The 14,989-nt window shown below is 61.2% G+C and carries 9 protein-coding genes, 4 tRNA genes and 3 pseudogenes; 6 read left to right on the forward strand and 10 right to left on the reverse strand.

What is annotated here, in order from left to right:
- Positions 1-334: 334 nt before the first annotated feature.
- Both BFQ00_RS30110 and BFQ00_RS18560 read left to right on the forward strand, forming a co-directional pair.
- A pseudogene (locus tag BFQ00_RS30110) lies at positions 335-529 on the forward strand (phospholipase); the annotation flags it as partial.
- Positions 530-624: 95 nt separating this feature from the next.
- On the forward strand, positions 625-2,364 hold the full coding sequence (locus BFQ00_RS18560; protein ID WP_065888193.1) for a dipeptidase: 1,740 nt from the start codon (positions 625-627) through the stop codon (positions 2,362-2,364).
- A gap of 33 nt (positions 2,365-2,397) precedes the next feature.
- Here BFQ00_RS18560 and BFQ00_RS18565 read toward each other — a convergent pair whose 3' ends face one another.
- Entirely contained in the window at positions 2,398-4,053 is a 1,656-nt protein-coding gene (locus tag BFQ00_RS18565) for a M24 family metallopeptidase (protein WP_065934344.1), read from the reverse strand.
- Positions 4,054-4,134: 81 nt separating this feature from the next.
- On the opposite strand from BFQ00_RS18565, the gene BFQ00_RS18570 reads away from it, so the two are divergent.
- Positions 4,135-5,616, forward strand: a complete 1,482-nt coding sequence (locus BFQ00_RS18570) for a MocR-like pyridoxine biosynthesis transcription factor PdxR (protein WP_065934345.1) — start codon at positions 4,135-4,137, stop codon at positions 5,614-5,616.
- Between the two features lie 103 nt (positions 5,617-5,719).
- Here BFQ00_RS18570 and BFQ00_RS18575 read toward each other — a convergent pair.
- The 4 genes from BFQ00_RS18575 to BFQ00_RS18590 all read right to left on the reverse strand — a co-directional run bounded on the left by BFQ00_RS18575 (position 5,720) and on the right by BFQ00_RS18590 (position 6,134).
- Positions 5,720-5,795: transfer RNA gene (locus BFQ00_RS18575), tRNA-Gly, on the reverse strand.
- Between the two features lie 3 nt (positions 5,796-5,798).
- Positions 5,799-5,874: transfer RNA gene (locus BFQ00_RS18580), tRNA-Glu, on the reverse strand.
- Between the two features lie 105 nt (positions 5,875-5,979).
- Positions 5,980-6,055: transfer RNA gene (locus BFQ00_RS18585), tRNA-Gly, on the reverse strand.
- Positions 6,056-6,058: 3 nt separating this feature from the next.
- Positions 6,059-6,134 (reverse strand) — tRNA-Glu (locus tag BFQ00_RS18590).
- Positions 6,135-6,492: 358 nt separating this feature from the next.
- On the opposite strand from BFQ00_RS18590, the gene BFQ00_RS18595 reads away from it, so the two are divergent.
- Positions 6,493-7,263, forward strand: a complete 771-nt coding sequence (locus tag BFQ00_RS18595; protein WP_083205590.1) for a hypothetical protein — start codon at positions 6,493-6,495, stop codon at positions 7,261-7,263.
- Between the two features lie 117 nt (positions 7,264-7,380).
- Positions 7,381-8,193 (forward strand): alpha/beta fold hydrolase, encoded by an 813-nt coding sequence (locus BFQ00_RS18600; RefSeq protein ID WP_065934346.1) that lies wholly within the window; start codon positions 7,381-7,383, stop codon positions 8,191-8,193.
- A 36-nt stretch (positions 8,194-8,229) separates the two neighbouring features.
- On the opposite strand, the gene BFQ00_RS30490 is transcribed toward BFQ00_RS18600, so the two are convergent.
- The 4 genes and pseudogenes from BFQ00_RS30490 to BFQ00_RS18615 form a co-directional block, all read right to left on the reverse strand.
- Positions 8,230-9,111, reverse strand: a complete 882-nt coding sequence (locus BFQ00_RS30490) for a methyl-accepting chemotaxis protein (protein ID WP_370671686.1) — start codon at positions 9,109-9,111, stop codon at positions 8,230-8,232.
- Positions 9,091-10,287, reverse strand: a pseudogene (locus tag BFQ00_RS30495) (HAMP domain-containing protein); the annotation flags it as partial. The pseudogene BFQ00_RS30495 and the gene BFQ00_RS30490, both read right to left, overlap by 21 nt.
- A 24-nt stretch (positions 10,288-10,311) precedes the next feature.
- A complete protein-coding gene (locus BFQ00_RS18610; protein WP_065934348.1) occupies positions 10,312-11,724 on the reverse strand; it encodes an aminotransferase-like domain-containing protein in 1,413 nt (470 codons plus the stop codon).
- Positions 11,725-11,926: 202 nt separating this feature from the next.
- Positions 11,927-12,688 (reverse strand): SDR family oxidoreductase, encoded by a 762-nt coding sequence (locus BFQ00_RS18615; protein ID WP_065934349.1) that lies wholly within the window; start codon positions 12,686-12,688, stop codon positions 11,927-11,929.
- Positions 12,689-12,916: 228 nt separating this feature from the next.
- Here BFQ00_RS18615 and BFQ00_RS18620 point away from each other — a divergent pair, with 228 nt between their 5' ends.
- Positions 12,917-13,924, forward strand: coding sequence for an NADP-dependent oxidoreductase (locus tag BFQ00_RS18620; RefSeq protein WP_065934350.1), 1,008 nt, complete (start codon positions 12,917-12,919; stop codon positions 13,922-13,924).
- A gap of 670 nt (positions 13,925-14,594) precedes the next feature.
- On the opposite strand, the pseudogene BFQ00_RS29295 reads toward BFQ00_RS18620, so the two are convergent.
- Positions 14,595-14,687: pseudogene (locus BFQ00_RS29295) on the reverse strand (orotidine-5'-phosphate decarboxylase); the annotation flags it as partial.
- Between the last annotated feature and the right edge of the window lie 302 nt (positions 14,688-14,989).

A 14,989-nucleotide genomic window follows, 5' to 3' on the forward strand; every position in this document is an offset into this window, starting at 1 on the left:
GCCATCCCTGGCCCAGTGCGGCTAACCCGGCGTCCTGCCGGGTTGCCCACGGATTCAAGCCTGCGTTCGGCCAGCGTGGTTTAACGGGGCGCCTCAGATCAAAAGCAGATCAAGATCAAGAGCGGCTCGCTTCGCATCGTGGTTACGGTTGGGCGCTGCTGAGTTGTGTAGATACCTATCCCCCGATGAGGGAGTGTCAGTAGGCGTATTTTTTGACTGAACCACCGCCATCGGGGGCAAGCCCCCTCCCACATTTGAATCCAGGCTACACAGCCATCGCCCCCGCCCTGCCCGGCTCCACCACAAACGACTGCAACGTCGAGACCGTGGCTGCCGGGTCGCGTGGGTCGGCACCAGCAACTGGTTAGGCGGTTACCTGGATAATTCGCGCAATCTGGAGGTGGTGATGCGCAGTGAGGCGATGGCCAGGCGCGTAGGGCAATTGCATGAGCAATTGTGGGACGGGCCCTACGCCAGAGCCTTGAACGTGACTGATGAGTACCCCGCCCCTCACCCTGGCCAGCATTGACCTCGAACACCTGAGTAATGCTAGTGTGTGGAAATGTTTCTGACTTATCCGTCAGAAACACCCTACTCACTGCCTGCAAGGGAATGCCTCCAACCATGCACTTTCCACTGAAAAAACTCGTGACTGCCACGCTGTTCGCCGCCAGCCTTGCGGCGGTTACCACGCCTGCGCTCGCCAACATCACGGCTGAACAAAACACCACGATTCTGAAAAGCTTCGCAGATGCATCCGTCAGCGACTTCCGCAGTTTCCTCGGCACCCTGGCCAAGGGCGACCTGGGCAAGTCCGGTGATATCGCCCCGGCCATCAGCGCCTTTCTCAATGACAAAACCCTGAGCACCGAGCAGCAGAACGAGATCAATCGCCTGCTTGGCATTTACACACGGGTCAAGTACGGCAAGGCGGCGCTGGAAACCTTGCGCGAACTGGTGGAAATTCCGACGTTCAACGTAGACGGCCTGGCGCAGTACAAAAACCCGGAATTCCTCAAGATCGCCGACAGGATCCAGGCCCTGGCCAAGTCCTTCAACCTGAACTTCCGTAACGTCGATAACCGCGTGTATGAAATTTCCCTGGAAGGCAGCGGTGACGAAGTGGTGGGCGTGCATGCCCACGCCGATGTGGTCCCGGTGACGCCGGAAAACTGGGTGCTGAAGGATGGCACCAGGCTGGACCCGTTCAAGGTCACGCTGATTGGCGACCGCATGTATGGTCGCGGCACCGAGGATGACAAGAACGCCATCGTCGTGGCGATGTACGCCATGAAGGTGATCAAGGAAGAAAAGCTGCCGCTGGCGCGCACGTTCAAGCTGCTGGTGGACACCACCGAAGAAACCTCCGGTGACGCCATTCCCTACTATTTCGAACGCAATCCCGTACCGAACTACAACCTGGCGCTCGATGGCGGTTACCCGGTGGTGATCGCCGAAAAAGGCTCGGGCACCGTCATGGCCACTTTCCCGGTGCGCAAGGGTGAAGGCACCGGCGCGGAAATTATCGCAATGACCGGCGGCAAGGCCACCAACCAGATTCCATCGGTCTCGGTCGCCACGCTGGTCAGCGATAACCCGGCTGAACTGGCGGCCGGCCTGCAGCAGGCCGGTAATGACTATGCCAGGCGCAATGGCGGCAATTTCCAGGTGAGCGCCCAGGTTGACGGCAAGAACGTCAAACTGACCGTCACCGGCGTGTCGGCCCATTCTTCGGAACCCGAATCCGGGGTCAACCCGGTGGCACGTATGCTGGAATTGATCCACAGCGTCGATGGCAAGATCGCCCTCAAGCACAACCACATCACGGATGCTGCGCAGTACGCGGCGGACAACTGGGGCCTGGATTACCTGGGTGGCAAATTGGGTGTGGGCTATGCCGATGACTTCATGGGGCCGCTGACCACCTCGCCGACCTTTGTCGGCCTGGATGACAAAGCCTTCAGGCTGGCAGTCAACCTGCGCGCGCCAAAGGGTAAGAACCCGGAGGCACTCAAGGCACAGATCGAGCAGAAACTGAACGCCTGGAACACGCAAGCCAAGGTCAACGTCAACTTCACCTATTCGCTGGACAAGCCGATGTACCGCAATCCCGAGGGCGAGTGGGTAAAAGCTCTGCTGGCGGTGGCCACGGAAAACCTGGGCATGCAGCACAAATTCGGCACATCCGCCGGCGCCACGTCCGTGCACGACCTGCCCAACGGCGTGCAATTCGGCCTGGCGCGCCCGGAAGAGAAGTACACCGGCCACACCGACGGTGAGTTCAAGACTGTCGAGCAGTTCCTGCTGGACCTGCAGATTGTGACCGAAATGATGGGACGTGTCGGCCAGTTGCCCACGCTCTGATCCATTCTCGAGCCCGCCGCAACGGCGGGCTCTTCACGCCTGCAACATCAGCATATCCTCAAAGAACCCACCGACCGGTTCGGTCGGATGGCACAGCTGGATCTCCAGCACCCAGGCCATTTCACTCGGTGGGATGTCCAGCTCCGCCAACTGTTTGCTCTCGAACAACGCATGGGGAAAATCCGCCAGGCGATGCCCCGCCAGATTGCGTGCCAGCCGCCAGCCCTTGGCCACGGCGCTCTGTTCGGCGAAGTCGTAGAGTTCGCGTCCGGTCAGACCGCGCAGCCAGGCCTGGCGGGTTTCATCGAACACCTGGTGCAGTGCGGTGGTACAGGCCAGGTGCAGGGGCGAGTCGCCGAAGACAAACGTGTCGCCATAGTCGCCTTCGTAGCCGTCCCACACCGGGCCAAGGTCGACCACCACGATATCGCTGGCGCGCAGCCTGCGCTGGCGATCGATACCCTCACGGGGCGGGCGCACCGTGTCGGCGCCAAACCGGATGTAGGTGGGGTGCCAGGTGTGCGACGCGCCCATGGCCTGCAACTGCGCGGCGGCCATTTCCAGCGCCTGGCCGGTGGTCATGCCGACTTTCAAGCGGCTGACGATGGCTGCCAGGGCGCGTATGGATTTCTCACGCGCCGCCAGCATGCCGTCCAGGGAATAACGCGGGCCAACTTTTTCCCAGATCGGGTCGAACGCCGGCGGTGCCGTTTCAGCGCTTGACCGACCACTGGCGACAAACGCCTCCGCGACAAACCGATGGCTCGGCAGACCCGCCTCCAGGCACTGGGTTCGCACCTGACTGAGCATGGCGCCGTTCCCGCAGGCATAGACCTGAGCCACCTCCCAACGATGGCCATGACTCAATGCAACCTCCTGCACCCTGCCCTCCGATGAGCGCACGGGATGCCAGCGAAACCGTGGATGTTCGAGCGCGGCTTGATCCAGGAAGGCGCTGTCGTAGAAGTCCACCGAGTGCGCGCCGCCCCAATACAACGTCACCTCGAGATCACGTTTGAGCGCGGTCAGCAGGATCGGCTTGATGCCGGCGTAACCGGTGCCCGTGGCGAACAGCACCACGGCCTCGGCGGCATCGTCCTGCCAGGTACAGGCACCGAACGGACCTTCCAGTAGCAGGCGGTTTCCCACGGCCAGACCATCCAGGATGCCTTCGGAAAAGTACCCGCCGTTTACCCGACGAATCTGCAAAACCAAGCGCCCGCCGTCCTCGGCAGGCAGGTTGGCAATCGAGAAACTGCGCGTATCGCCGTGTTCCAGGCAGAGCTTGAGGTACTGCCCTGCCCGCACTGCCACAGGTGCCTCGGGCAACAACACCAACTCGATAACGTCGGGGGCGACTGCCTGCTTGCTGAGTACGCGTGCGCCAAAAACCAGCGCGGGCGTATCCAATGACCAACCGGGAATTTCCAGGCGCATGTCGGTGCAGGCATGACTCTGGCACAGCAACAGTTCGTTGGCGGCCAGGGGATAACACGGCGCGGGCGCGTCCGGCGCCAGGTGCCTGGCCCGATACTCGCCTGCCGCAACCACCACCTTGCACGAGCCGCACGCACCACGGCGGCAGGAGAACGGCACGGCCAGGCCGCTGGCGAGCATGGCGTCAAGCAACAGCTCGTCGCCGGCCTCAAAGGTTTTGCCCGAGGGGGACAGTTCAATGACATGCCGCATAGCTGAGGACCCGAGAATGAGTGAAGCTTGATTGTTACGCTAGACTAGGCCCATTAGAACCTCCAGTTTTGGATACTTCAGATGGTCCAGATGCGTAAATGGCGCCCCTTACTCAAGCTCGACGCCGACTCGCCACACGCCTCCTACCGCAAGATAGCCGAGGGCCTGGTGACCGCGATTGTCGAGGGGCGCTTGCCGCCCGGTACCTTGCTGCCAGGGACGCGGGAAATGGCGCAGTTGCTCGACGTCAACCGCAAGACGGTCATCCTGGCCTACGAAGAAGCCTTGACCAAAGGCTGGCTGATCAGCGAGCCGCGTCGCGGCACCTTCGTCAATGCCCAGCTGACGCCCAAGCAACTGCCCGGTCATGCCCTGCAATCCTTCGCGCCGCCCATTCTGGCGCAGCCGGTGGTGCCGTATTTCGCCCACAACGCCCAGGTCACCGCGCTGCAGCATCGGCATGACGCGCTGTTTTTCGACAACGGCACCAGCGACCACCGCCTGCTGCCGCAAGCGGTGCTGCATCGTTACTACCGCAACGCCCTGCGCAACAGCTTCGCCTCCAACACCGTACGCTACGGCAGCGAAGGCACCGGCCATCACTTGCGCCGTGCCCTCGCCGAGATGCTGCGCAGCAATCGCGGACTGGCCGTCAACGCCGACAATATCTGCCTGACCCAGGGCACGCAGATGTCGCTGTACTTGAGTGCCAGTTTGCTGATCAAACCGGGCGACGTGGTACTGGTGGAGCGCTTGAGTTATCCGCCGGCGTGGGAAATTTTTCGTCAGTTGGGCGCGCACCTGGTCACGGTGGACATGGACGAAGAAGGTTGCCGTACCGACCAGATCGACCGTTTATGCCGGCAGCACAACGTGCGCATGATCTACGTCACGCCGCATCATCAGTTCCCTACCACCGTCAGCCTGCACGCCGCGCGGCGCCAACAGCTGTTGACCCTCGCTGCGTTGCACGACTTCTGCATCATCGAGGAAGACTACGACCACGAATTCCACTTTAACGGTCGCCCCTACCTGCCGCTTGCCAGTGACCGTTCCCAGCGCCACGTGATCTATATCGGCTCGCTATCCAAGGCCTTGGGCTCGACGTTCCGCTGCAGCTATATCGTGGCGCCCGCCGAGGTGGTTGAAGCCCTGCACCGCAATGCGGCGCTGATGCTGGGGGATGCCGACGCCGTCGCGCAGAAAATGCTGGCCGACCTGATCAATGAGGGTGAACTGAAAAAGCACCTGCGCCGCGTGTCGAAAGAATATCGAGGGCGTCGGGAGACGTTGCAAACCTGTCTGCACGAGTCGCTGGGCGATCGTATCCAGGTGCGCGAGCCCGAGGGCGGCCTGGCGTTGTGGGTGCGGTTCGAGGCTGAAATCGACGTGGATCGACTGGTAAAAGCGGCGCTGGGTCACGGACTGGTGGTGCGCAGCGGCCGGCAGTTCTCGCCGACGGGCCAGCCGGAGAATGCGCTGCGCTTGGGCTTTGCGTCGCTCAATCAGGCAGAAATCCGTCAGGCTACGTTGCGGCTGGCTCAAGCGGTGAATGCTGTTTAGCACCATTGATCGTTCCCATGCTCTGCGTGGGAACGATCAATATTGCTTTCAATAAATCGCAGACAAAAAAAAGCCACTCGCTTGAGTGGCTTTTTCTTTGAATTGGAGCGGGAAACGAGACTCGAACTCGCGACCCCGACCTTGGCAAGGTCGTGCTCTACCAACTGAGCTATTCCCGCAAATGGCGTCCCCTAGGGGACTCGAACCCCTGTTACCGCCGTGAAAGGGCGGTGTCCTAGGCCACTAGACGAAGGGGACACGCTACTGAAACACATGGTGTGTATTCCAGTGCCCAGAGGCCTCATCCGAAGATGGGGTCCTGGTTTCACTCAATGCCGCCCTAAGGCCACACTGCTTGTAAATTGGAGCGGGAAACGAGACTCGAACTCGCGACCCCGACCTTGGCAAGGTCGTGCTCTACCAACTGAGCTATTCCCGCATATGGCGTCCCCTAGGGGACTCGAACCCCTGTTACCGCCGTGAAAGGGCGGTGTCCTAGGCCACTAGACGAAGGGGACACACGTACAACATTCACTCCCTACCGCGTTTCGCTGTGTGCTTTACGCTGTAAGTGGCGCGCATTCTATGGATGGATTCATAGGTCGTCAACCCCCAAGGATAAATTTATTTAAATCAATGACTTCGCCCCGGTTTACCGGCCCGCCCGGGCATTCTGCCCGCCCAAGCCCTGGCGCCTATATTCTGGCGCTCGACAAGGCGCTATAGTTGGTCCAGGCAAATGATGGCAATGTGCAGTCACGCCAGGAACACTTACCTATATAGAAGAAACAACCTGGGCAACTGGTCGAACAGTCCTATCCGCCGGATAGCTCAGTCACTACACTCCACAGCAAACCCCATAAAGAGGTCACACCGGTGACACCACTCATGATCACCCTGCTGGTTATAGCCGGGATCGCAATACTGATCGCCATTGGCTACATGAACCATGTGGTGGAAAACAATAAGCTGGAAAAGCAGCGTACCGAGATCGAGCTCAATGATCGGCTGCGTCGCTGTGGTGAAATCACCGAGACCTTTCCTGGCCAATTGATGACCCCGGCGCTCAAGCTGTTGCTGACCCGCCTGGAACTCAACGTCAACCAGCGCCTGCTCAACCTCAACAAATCCAGCGGCCCGCTCAAGGCGCGGATCGCCGAGCTCAACGCACTGATCGCTCAGGGCGAATCGATTCCGGTGGCCAACCCGCCCGCGCCGATCCAGACCGAAGCCAAGGCCAAGGATGTGCGCTTTTTGCTCGAAGCGTTGCACGGCCAAGTCACCCGCGCGGCCCAGGACGGTTTCCTGCCGGCCAACGAAGCGAAGCACTGGATCAAGGAAGTCCGCCATATCCTGGTGCTGCTGCACATCGAGTTCTTCAACAACCTCGGCCAGCATGCCCTGCAGCAAGGGCAACCGGGCCAGGCGCGCCTGGCGTTCGAGCGCGGCGTACAGTACCTGCGCAAACAACCGGAGCCGGTGCTGTACAGCGCACAGTTGAGAACGCTGGAGTCGCAACTGGCCCGCGCCAACTCCACGGTGTTGACCAACAGCCAGCCAGTCGAAGACGAAGTCAACGAACTGACCGAAGGCCTGAAAGTCGTCGACGCCGATGCCGAGTGGAAAAAGAAAGCCATCTACGACTGATAGCCTTCTGGCTATATGGCGACGTCCGGTCGCCACGTGCCATCAAAATGCACCTATCCCCCCGCCCCCGACTAGGGTAAAAAAGTGCCCCTCACTCCGTGAAGTTAGAGGCCTGCTATGCCTGTCGCCGTGATTGATGGACAACCGCTGCATTATATCGACCAGGGCACAGGCCCGGTCGTCCTGTTGGGTTCGAGCTACCTGTGGGACCGCAACATGTGGCCATCGCAGATCGACGCACTGTCGCAGCAATACCGTGTAATCGTCCCTGAACTGTGGGGTCATGGCGAGTCGGGCACGCTGCCCGCAGACACCCGCTCCCTTGACGACCTGGCACGTCAGCACCTGGCGCTGCTGGACCAGCTGAACATCGCGCAGGTCAACCTGGTCGGTCTGTCGGTCGGCGGCATGTGGGGCGCCCGCCTCGCCTTGCTGGCACCTGAGCGCATCAACAGCCTGGTGCTGATGGACACCTACCTCGGCGCCGAGCCGCACGCCACGCGTGAGTATTACTTCTCGCTGTTCAAGATGATTGAAGACGCCGGCGCCATTCCTGAACCGTTGCTGGATGTGATTGCGCCGATCTTCTTCCGGCCGCAAATCGACCGCGAATCAGCGCTGTATCAGGACTTTCGCCAGTCACTGCAGGATTTTTCCCGGGAGCGCCTGCTGGACAGCGTGGTGCCCCTGGGTCGCTTGATCTTCAGTCGCGAAGACATCCTCGATCAGTTGCCTCGCCTGGACTGCGACACCACCCTGGTCATGTGCGGCGAACAGGACAAGCCCCGCCCACCCGCAGAAGCCGAGGAAATGGCCAATCTGATCGGCTGTGCCCTGACCTTGATTCCCGACGCCGGGCATATCTCCAGCCGGGAGAATCCGGAGTTCGTCAATGAAGCGCTGCTGACGTTCCTCGCCAACAACGCCTGACTCCGTTCGCCACTGGTCGCGGCGCTCCGGCTGCGATCAGAGGCGGAAGTGCCCCACCATGCCCTTGAGTTCCGCGCCCAACTGCGCCAGCTGGATGCTCGACGCGGCGTTGCCTTGCATGCTCAACGCCGATTGATCGGCACTCGCGCGGATGCTGGTGACGCTGCGGTTGATCTCTTCGGCCACCGAGCTCTGCTCCTCGGCCGCGGCGGCAATCTGCTGGTTCATCTGCTGGATCAATGACACCGCTGCAGCAATGCTGCCCAGGGCGCTTTCGGTTTCCAACGCATCACTGACGGCCAGTTTAACCAGCTCGCCACTGTGCTGAATCTGCTGCACCGACGACTGCGCCGCGCTACGCAAGGTGCTGACCAGGCGTTCGATTTCCTCGGTCGATTGCTGGGTGCGCTTGGCCAGCGCGCGCACCTCGTCGGCGACCACCGCAAAGCCGCGCCCTTGCTCGCCTGCGCGGGCCGCTTCAATCGCAGCGTTCAGGGCGAGCAGGTTGGTTTGCTCGGCGACGCTCTTGATCACACTCAACACCGCGCCGATGTTCTGGATTTCCGCGCTGAGGCTCTCGATACTGGCGCTGGCACTGTTGCTGGAGGTGGCCAGCAGTTCGATGCGCTGCAAGCTCGAGCGCACCACCTGCTGGCCACTGTCGACCTTGTCATCCGCCGTCTGCGCGGCTTGCGCGGCCTCTTCGGCGTTACGCGCCACGTCATGAACCGTGGCGGTCATCTGGTTCATCGCCGTGGCCACCTGCTCGGTTTCCTCCTTCTGGCTGCTGACCTCGATGTTGGTCTGCTCGGTCACGCTGGACAACGCATGAGCCGAGTTGGCCAGTTGCTCGATCCCCGCCTGCAACCCGCTGACCATATGGCTCAAGCCGTTGCCCATCTGCTGCATCGCCTGCATCAGCTGGCCGATTTCATCGCGGCGATTGACCTCCATGCGCCCAGTCAGGTCACCGGAGGCAATCTGCTGGGCCACGGCGATGACCCTGCGCAGCGGCGCCACGATCATGCGGGTAATCCCCCACGCAGCCAACAGCCCCACCAGCAACGCCAGGGCGGATGACCCGATGATGAGCAGCGCGCTGCTGGCCAGTTGCGCCTGCATCGACTGGTCTTCGGCGTCATAGGCCTGGTTGACCCGGCTGACCACCTGGTCGGCGCGATCATGCAATTGTTTGTAAACCACTTTTTCCTGCGCCAGCAGGCCAGTGTATTCGCCAAGCTTTTCGCTGAACGAGGCGATATGCCCGGACACCTCATTCAGCACGGTCTGGTAACCGGAGTCCTTGACCGAGGTTTTCAGTTGCTCGGCCTGGGCCAGCGCCTGGTCAGCCTGTTCGATCCTGCCCTGCTCGGCCTCGTCCGCGTCGGCCTTGCGGCTCTGATCCAGGCGCAGCCGCGCTTCGTTCATCGCCTGCAGCATCAACCGCGACACCTGGCTCACCTGCCCCGCCTGCTCGATAAATTCGGCGCCGTCCTTGCCCTGGCTCTCCTTCAGGGCATAGGCGCCGTCGTCCGCCAGGCCGGCCTGCAACACATCGAGATTATTGGCCACGCTGGACACCGACCAACTGGCCATTTCCAGGGCCAGGTCCTTGGTCTGGGTCAGTTCGACAAATTCGTCGAACGCCTTGCGGTAAGCGACCAGGGCTTGCTCCACCTCGGTCATGACCGGCACGTTGGCGGCGGACTCGGCCTTGAGGCTGACCGCCAGCGCAGTCAGCGCGTCGACACGTTCATGCAGGGCATCCACCGCCTTGGGGTCGGCGTGCAAGGCGTAATCCTGTTCGATCAGGCGCACCTTGAGCAGGTCGCTGTTGAGCGAAGACATCCGCTTGAGGCCTTCAAAGCGCTGACCCACGGTTTGCAGGGACCCTACGCCGATGGCCGCGACCAATGCCGTCAGCAGCAGCACCAGGGTGAACCCCAAGCCCAGTTTTTTCGCCATACCGAGGTTGGCAAAACGTCGTTGCGCGCCCGAAATCATTGCACTTGAGTCCTCTCGCAATGGCAGATGCCATAAACCCGCCTGACCAGCAGCGAGATTGGCAACCACGGGGTACTGAGCACAAGTCATTGGCGCCACAATAATGGCAAAAAGCTACACGCCCGTCGTTTTCAGAATGGTCGAGGTCGATCTGGCGGGCCCCAGGGCACGGAACAGCGCCAATGCTCGCTGATCCGCCGCATAGGCCACGTTGATGCGCAGCCACTCGCTGCATTCACCCTTCGGGTTGAACAACGTTCCCGGTGCCAACAACACACCCAGCCTGCGGGCACACGCCTGCACGCGCGAAGGGCTTTGCGCACCAGGTCGCGCCCACAGAAACATGCCGCCGGCGGGTACCGCAAACACTTGCCATTCTTCATCCTCCAGTACCTGCAGGGTGGCGGCCATTTGCGTATTCAGACGCTTGCGCAGGCGCTGCACCCACTTGCGGTAGGTACCGTTGGCCAGCAAGGTCGCCACCATGGCTTCGGCAAACCGCGAAGTGCCAATGCCCGTCAGGGTCTTGAGATGAGCCAGTTGCGCGATGATCGCCGCACCGGCGCTCAGGTAGCCCACGCGCAAGGCACTGCTCAGCGTCTTGGAAAAACTGGAGACATAGATGACACGATCTTCATGGGGCAACGCCGACAACCGCGTGCAGCTGGCATGTTGCAGGTCGCCGTAGACGTCTTCCTCGATGATCAGGAAGTCCCGGCTGCGGGCCAGCGCCAGCAAACGCTCGGCCACCGCGTGGCACAGGCTGGTGCCGGTAGGGTTGTGATAAAGGCTGTTGATGAACAGGCACTTGGGACGATGGCATTGCAGGTGTGCCTCCAGCACTTCGATGTCCGGGCCGCTGCGCGTGCGCGGCACTTCGAGCAAGGTGACCCCGTGAAACGCCAGTTGCCGATAGAGGTTGCCGTAGCCCGGGGTCTCGACCACCACCGTATCGCCCGCCTTGAGCAGCGTGCGTATCAGCAAGTCCAGGGCATGGCTGGCGCCGTGGGTCGTCAGGATGCACTCCAGGCTGCTGGGCACGTGGATCCGGGTCAGGCGCTTGAGCAACTGTTCACGCAGGGCCGGCAACCCCAGGGGCGTGCTGTAGTTGAACAGCCCGGCGGTGTCGGTACGGCTGACTTCGCGGATTGCGTAGTTGATGTCATCGCTCTCGCGCCAGGCGTCCGGTAGCCAGCCGCAGCCGAGCTTAAGCTCGCCCAAAGGGCCATCGGTAAAGCTGCCCCACCCCAGTTCGGCGCCTTCGTGCCACGGCTTTTCCTGAACGACCGCGGGCTGCGCGACCACGAACCCGGCACCGTTTTTCGAGGCCAGCAGCCCCTGGGCCGCCATCCGTTCGAAGGCTTCGATCACGCTGGACTGGCTCAGCAGGTTGTCGAGGGCCAGTTGCCGCACGGACGGTAAGCGTGTGCCGGGGCTCACCCCATTGTTGCGAATCCATCCCGCGACTGCGCTGATGATTTGCTGCACCACCGGTACTGGGGCTTGTCGATCAATCCCTAAATCCATGAGCCACTCACTTCAACTGTTTGTTATTCCACCCAAACAGTTAAGCACAGAAGCTCAAGAAAGCCCGTCCTAGATATTTATTAAATCATTGATTTTATTAGATTTTTTACCTAATGATACACATTCAATCACGGCTTTTTGCCAGCTATGGAAACACCCCACGCCACCCCAGCACTTTTCGAACAGGTTGCAGTGTGAAGTCCTAAATCGCCGTGGCACCGCCGTCCACCGCCAGGGCCTGGCCGGTGGTGAAGGCCGCACCATCACTGCACAGATACAACACGGCGCTGGCGACTTCCTCGACCTTGCCGATGCGCCCGACCGGGTGCATCGCCGCCGCAAAGTCGGCCTTGCGCGGGTCGGCTTCGTAGGCGCGTCGGAACATGTCGGTGTCGATCACCGCCGGGCACACGGCATTGACGCGGATTTTCTTTTTCGCGTACTCAATGGCTGCCGACTTCGTCAGGCCGATCACCGCATGCTTGGACGCCGCATAGATGCTCATCTTCGGCGCCGCCCCCAAACCCGCTACCGACGCCGTGTTGACGATGGCGCCCCCGCCCTGGGCCAGCAACAGCGGCAGTTGATGTTTCATGCACAGCCACACGCCTTTGACGTTGACCCCCATGATGGCATCGAACTCATCCAGCGTACCGTCGGCCAACTTTCCCTTCTCGATCTCGATCCCGGCATTGTTGAAGGCATAGTCCAGGCGGCCATAGGCGGCAACGGTCTGCGCCATCAATTGCTGCACATCCGCTTCCAGGGTGACGTTGCAGCGCACAAACAACGCCTGGCCACCGGCTTGCTGAATCAGCGCCACAGTGCCCTCGCCGCCCGCCACATCGAGGTCGGCCACCACCACTTTCAAGCCTTCGGCGGCAAACGCCAGCGCGCTGGCGCGCCCAATACCGGCGGCAGCGCCGGTCACCAGGGCGACCTGGCCGGAAAATGTCATGCTCATGGGGAATGTCCTGTGGGATTGATAACCGTGCGGCGAGTCTAGCCAACGACGGCAGCGTCGCGTCAGCACTATCAGAAGCCCGGTGGATGCTGCATGAGTCCTGGTGATAAGGCCATGGGCACGAGTATCAACCCTGTCTATCGGCAAGCATTCGCGTGGCTCGAACAACCTTGCTCGCGGGCCGTTCCTTGTCTATGACTGGTACTTCATTTCTAAAGAGTTGCCGCCATGACTGCCCAGACCAACCGCCAGTTCCTGCTTGCCAAACGCCCGGTCGGAGCGGCCACGCGGGACACCTTCACCTATCAGGAAGTCCCGGTGGGCACACCCCGGGACGGGCAGATACTGGTGCACAACGAGTACCTGTCCCTCGACCCCGCCATGCGCGGCTGGATGAATGAGGGCAAGTCCTACATCGCGCCGGTGGGCCTTGGCGACGTCATGCGCGCCCTGGGCGTGGGCAAGGTGATTGCCTCCAACCACCCGGACTTTGCGGTCGGCGACTACGTCAACGGCGCCTTGGGCGTACAGGATTACTTCCTCGGCGAGCCACGCGGCTTCTACAAGATCGACCCGAAACTCGCGCCGCTGCCCCGCTACTTGTCCGCCCTGGGCATGACCGGCATGACCGCCTACTTCGCACTGCTGGACACCGGCGCGCCGAAGACAGGGGAGACCGTGGTGATCTCCGGCGCCGCCGGCGCGGTCGGCAGCATTGCCGGACAGATCGCCAAACTCAAGGGCTGCCGCGTGGTGGGCATCGCCGGAGGCGCCGACAAGTGCAAGTTCCTGGTGGACGAACTGGGCTTTGATGCGGCCATCGACTACAAACACGAAGACGTACCCGCCGCCCTCAAGCGCGAGTGCCCCAAGGGCGTGGATGTCTATTTCGATAACGTTGGCGGCGAGATTCTCGACGCAGTGCTCAGTCGCCTGGCGCTGAAAGCGCGAGTGGTGATTTGCGGCGCCATCAGCCAGTACAATAACAAAGAAGCCGTCAAAGGCCCCGCCAACTACTTGTCATTACTGGTCAACCGCGCACGAATGGAAGGCTTTGTGGTGATGGATCACGCGGCGAACTTTGCCGCCGCCGGGCAGGAAATGGCCGGCTGGATGGCCCAGGGCAAGCTCAAGAGCAAAGAGGATATCGTTGAAGGATTGGAAACGTTCCCGGAAACGCTGATGAAACTGTTCAACGGCGAGAACTTTGGCAAATTGGTGCTGAAGGTCAGCTGACAGGCGCCATTTACAACGGTGGCAGGGGGCTGGCCCCAATGCCAGTCCAGGCTTTTTTTGTAGGAGCGAGCTTGCTCGCGAAAAACTCACAGGCACCGCGCTCATCCAGAAAGCACGCGTTATCGTTGACGTTTTTCGCGAGCAAGCTCGCTCCTACAGACGGCGGTGTACGCTTAACTTACTGGCGTTAGAGCTTGCCCCCACACCACTCCACGATGCGAAGCGAGCCGCTCTTGATCTTAGGCGCCCCGTTAAACCACGCTGGCCGAACGCAGGCTTGAATCCGTGGGCAACCCGGCAGGACGCCGGGTTAGCCGCACTGGGCCATGGATGGCCCATTGCGGCGGCCCACGGATTCAAGCCTGCGTTCGGGCACACCGAGCCTAGGCGAGGTGCCGAGTGGTGGGGCAAGAGCGTTTTGCTTACTTTTGCGCTTTTCAAAAGTGAGCCGCTGTAAAAGCGGAACCCATAGCAGCCATGACCGCAGAAACGGATATGTACTCGGTCTGATCCAAAATACTGGCCAATCCTGAGGCCGCCATCGGGGGCAAGTCGAATCGTCGCACCGCCCCTCCCACATTGGATCGTGGAGCACCAGTAAGATAGCTACAGGCTGCCGGACCAGGACAGGAGGCAAGCCCCCTCCCACATTTTCAGTGCCCGCCTGGGGTCAGGTGATTTCAGCAACGACCGCCGCCAACGCCTTCGCCGGATCGGCCGCCTGGCTGATCGGACGGCCAATCACCAGATAATCCGTTGGTGCTGAAGGTCAGCTGACACACGCCATTTACAACTGTGGGAGGTGGCTGGCTCCAATGCCAGTCAAGGCTTTTTGTAGGAGCGAGCTTGCTCGCGAAAAACTCACAGGCACCGCGTTTATTCAGGAAACACGCGTTATCGTTGACGTTTTTCGCGAGCAAGCTCGCTCCTACAGAGGGCGGTGTACGCTTAACTGACTGGCATAGGTACCCACACCACTCCACGATGCGAAGCGAGACGCTTTTGATCTTAGGCGCCCCGTTAAACCACGCTGGCCGAACGCAGGCTTGAATCCGTGGGCAACCC

Origin of the sequence: Pseudomonas sp. 28 E 9 (assembly GCF_900004785.1) — a bacterium.
Taxonomy (GTDB): domain Bacteria; phylum Pseudomonadota; class Gammaproteobacteria; order Pseudomonadales; family Pseudomonadaceae; genus Aquipseudomonas; species Aquipseudomonas orientalis_A.

Coding starts and splice junctions, on each gene's coding strand:
- BFQ00_RS18560 (WP_065888193.1), top strand. CDS start 625: ATGCACTTTCCACTGAAAAAACTCGTGACTGCCACGCTGTTCGCCGCC.
- BFQ00_RS18565 (WP_065934344.1), bottom strand. CDS start 4,053: ATGCGGCATGTCATTGAACTGTCCCCCTCGGGCAAAACCTTTGAGGCC.
- BFQ00_RS18570 (WP_065934345.1), top strand. CDS start 4,135: ATGGTCCAGATGCGTAAATGGCGCCCCTTACTCAAGCTCGACGCCGAC.
- BFQ00_RS18600 (WP_065934346.1), top strand. CDS start 7,381: ATGCCTGTCGCCGTGATTGATGGACAACCGCTGCATTATATCGACCAG.
- BFQ00_RS30490 (WP_370671686.1), bottom strand. CDS start 9,111: ATGCAGGCGATGCAGCAGATGGGCAACGGCTTGAGCCATATGGTCAGC.
- BFQ00_RS18610 (WP_065934348.1), bottom strand. CDS start 11,724: ATGGATTTAGGGATTGATCGACAAGCCCCAGTACCGGTGGTGCAGCAA.
- BFQ00_RS18615 (WP_065934349.1), bottom strand. CDS start 12,688: ATGAGCATGACATTTTCCGGCCAGGTCGCCCTGGTGACCGGCGCTGCC.
- BFQ00_RS18620 (WP_065934350.1), top strand. CDS start 12,917: ATGACTGCCCAGACCAACCGCCAGTTCCTGCTTGCCAAACGCCCGGTC.